Below are 2,947 nucleotides of genomic sequence, written 5' to 3'. Positions count from 1 at the left end.
GATATTCTGGGGTGGCTGCTGCCCGGCGTAATAGAGGGATTGCGCCTGCTTTTTCATGTACATGTTCGACGCCTCGCGCCCGTCCACCGGCAGGTAACGTGCCAGGGCCCGCATTCTGGCGGCATCCGTATTCTTACGGGCTATTTCATATTCATCATCGGGTATATCATCGCCAATGAAAGCTTTTTCAAATTCTTCTTTGGTAGGGTAGGGCTTAATGATGGTTACCGGCAGGTAAGTGGTATCCTCCACCATCAGCTGTATCATGGAAAAATTATTGCCCTTCAGGTCAGAGGGTATGCGGAACACTTTCTTTTTGAAACCTACCGCTGTGAACGATAAAGTATCTCCTTTAAAGGCCACAATGGAAAATACACCCTGGCTGTTGGAGATGGTACCCCGGCCCTGGCCTCTTATTACCACGCTTACGGCCGGAATGGCCCGCAGGCTGTCTGCCGTCATAGTTATACCGGAGATCTGTATAATACTGTCTTTAAACTGCGTGAATTGCGCTTTCAGCAGGAAGGGAGATAGTAAAAAAAAGCATAACAGTATGTAGGAACTAATCTTTCGCATGTGGTCCTAAGATAAAAGAATTTGTCAAATGTTCCATCGCTTATGACCACATTGACAAAAACTATAATTTATCGCCCAAATTAACCCCCGATTAGGTTAACTTTGCAGTCTGGAATCAAATTTAACAACTTTTTATGATCACAAAAGAGCAGGTGTTACAGGCTTTGAGCAATGTAGAAGAACCGGACCTTGGCAAAGACCTGGTAACACTGAACATGGTGAAAGACATAGAGATAGACGGCAATAAAGTAACATTTACCGTAGTACTTACCACGCCCGCCTGCCCGCTGAAAGATATGATCCGCAATGCCTGTATCACCGCCATCCACCTGATGGTGAGCAAGGAGGCGCAGGTGCAGGTAAATATGACCGCCAACGTAAACTCTAACCGTAAAGACGGCAGAGCTGTACTGCCCAACGTTAAAAATATTATTGTAGTAGCTTCCGGCAAAGGCGGTGTAGGTAAATCTACCGTAGCGGCCAACCTGGCCCTGGCGCTTGCAGATGGCGGCGCCGCCGTGGGTTTGATGGATGCTGATATCTACGGCCCCTCTGTACCTATTATGTTTGGCGTACGTGGTGAAAGGCCTTTAATGACCAATGTAGATGGCAAAGGGATGATAGTGCCGCTGGAAAAATACGGTATTAAGCTCATGTCTATCGGCTTGCTGATAGATGAAAAGCAGGCCGTGGTTTGGCGCGGCCCTATGGCCAGCAGCGCACTGCGCCAGTTTATTACCGATGTTTACTGGGGCGACCTGGATTACCTGGTAATTGATATGCCGCCCGGCACCGGCGATATTCACCTGACGCTGGTGCAAACCGTTCCGGTTACCGGCGCAGTGATTGTAACCACCCCGCAGGATGTAGCCCTGGCCGATGCTAAAAAAGGCATCATGATGTTTAACGGCCAGCAGGTGAATGTGCCCATCATTGGTTTGGTGGAGAACATGTCTTACTTCACACCGGCAGAGCTGCCCAATAACAAATATTACATTTTTGGTAAGGACGGTGGTAAACGCCTGGCAGAAGATATGGAAATTCCTTTCCTGGGACAGGTACCCCTGGTGCAAAGCATCCGCGAAGGCGGCGATGAAGGCGAGCCCGTAATGGTAGGTAAAGATGAGATTACGAAAAATGCGTTCATTGAATTTGCCGGCAATGCCGCCCGCAGTATAGCCATGCGCAATGCCAATATGGAGCCAACTAAGATCGTAGAAATAGTATTGTAATTTTTTACATGCCCGATAAAAAAGCGAATGTTCCATCTACCGGAACATTCGCTTTTTTTATAAATCGCTTCTATAAATCGCTGCATTCATCATCTGCACATCTGCACATCTGCATATTTGCACATCCGCACATCTGCACATTACATTATAAACGCTTTCCCGCCTACCATCACTTCCTGCCTGCCTTCATCAAACGTAGCCTTCTGGCCGGTGCGGTAAGCCGCATTACCCATGATCAGTGCAATAGAGTGGGAGTAAGCTGCTTCTATGGGCGCATTGGTTTCCTTACGGGAACGTACACACTCCATCCAGTTACGTACATGCCCGTTGGTTAATGCATCGCCGCCGGTATTGGCGCTGGTAGTGGCTTTAACAGCATCGCTGGCCAGGGTAATATCCGGCAGCAGGTTGGCATGCATGCCCATTTCCTGCGCTTCCCTTTCTGTTAAGCCGCCCGTATGGCTGATCTTATTGCTGTCCATATCAATGGTGCCGCCGTTGGAGTAATAGATCTCTTTAATACCGCCGGCAGAATTATGGAAGCGGGAGCTGTACATTACCTGGAAGCCGCTCTTGGGATCATCTTCCGGTCCGTATTCAAACACCGCGGTTAAGGTATCTGCATTTGCGCGGCCATCTTTCCATACATAAATGCCGCCATTGGCTACAGCAGAACGGGGATGTTTCAGTCCGCTGAACCAGTGCACGGTATCGATCTGGTGGGTCATCCACTGACCAAAAATGCCGCTGGAATAAGGCCAGAACAGGCGGAACTCCAGGTATTTGCGCGGGTCCCAGCTATCCTGCGGGCGGCCTGCCAGGAAGCGTTTCCAGTCGGTATCAGATTCACGGATGGATTTTACCAGTTCAGGACGGCGCCAGCGGCCGGGCTGGTTCACATTCCAGGTCATTTCCACCATGGTAATAGGCCCGAACTTGCCTTCTTTTATAAAGTTGGCAGCAGCATGGTAGCTGGGGCCACTGCGGCGTTGTGTGCCTACCTGGAATATTTTGCCGGAGCCTTTTACCGCTTTCAGCGCAGCGCGTGCATCTTCCATAGTTTCTGCAAAAGGTTTTTCGCAGTACACATCCATTTTATGGCCTACCGCCTCAATGGTATGGTAAGCATGCTGGAAATC

The 2,947-nt window shown here is 49.4% G+C and carries 3 protein-coding genes; 1 reads left to right on the top strand and 2 read right to left on the bottom strand.

What is annotated here, in order from left to right:
* The coding region (locus VIM87_RS08275) for a carboxypeptidase-like regulatory domain-containing protein (RefSeq protein WP_331996526.1) at positions 1–576 on the bottom strand (576 nt) is incomplete at its 3' end.
* A gap of 134 nt (positions 577–710) precedes the next feature.
* Between VIM87_RS08275 and VIM87_RS08270 the strand changes: the two genes are divergently transcribed.
* Complete coding sequence (locus tag VIM87_RS08270) at positions 711–1,808, top strand: Mrp/NBP35 family ATP-binding protein (protein WP_331996525.1); 1,098 nt, start codon at positions 711–713, stop codon at positions 1,806–1,808.
* Positions 1,809–1,948: 140 nt separating this feature from the next.
* Here VIM87_RS08270 and VIM87_RS08265 read toward each other — a convergent pair.
* The coding region (locus VIM87_RS08265) for a Gfo/Idh/MocA family protein (protein ID WP_331996524.1) at positions 1,949–2,947 on the bottom strand (999 nt) is incomplete at its 5' end.

This window comes from Chitinophaga sp. (assembly GCF_036569125.1).
Classification (GTDB): domain Bacteria; phylum Bacteroidota; class Bacteroidia; order Chitinophagales; family Chitinophagaceae; genus Chitinophaga.
The sequence above is the reverse complement of the archived record's forward strand: the minus strand, read 5'-3'. Positions and strand labels throughout refer to the sequence as shown.

What these genes read in the sequence shown, in the direction of transcription:
- VIM87_RS08270 (WP_331996525.1), top strand. Translation starts at nt 711, where the DNA reads ATGATCACAAAAGAGCAGGTGTTACAGGCTTTGAGCAATGTAGAAGAA.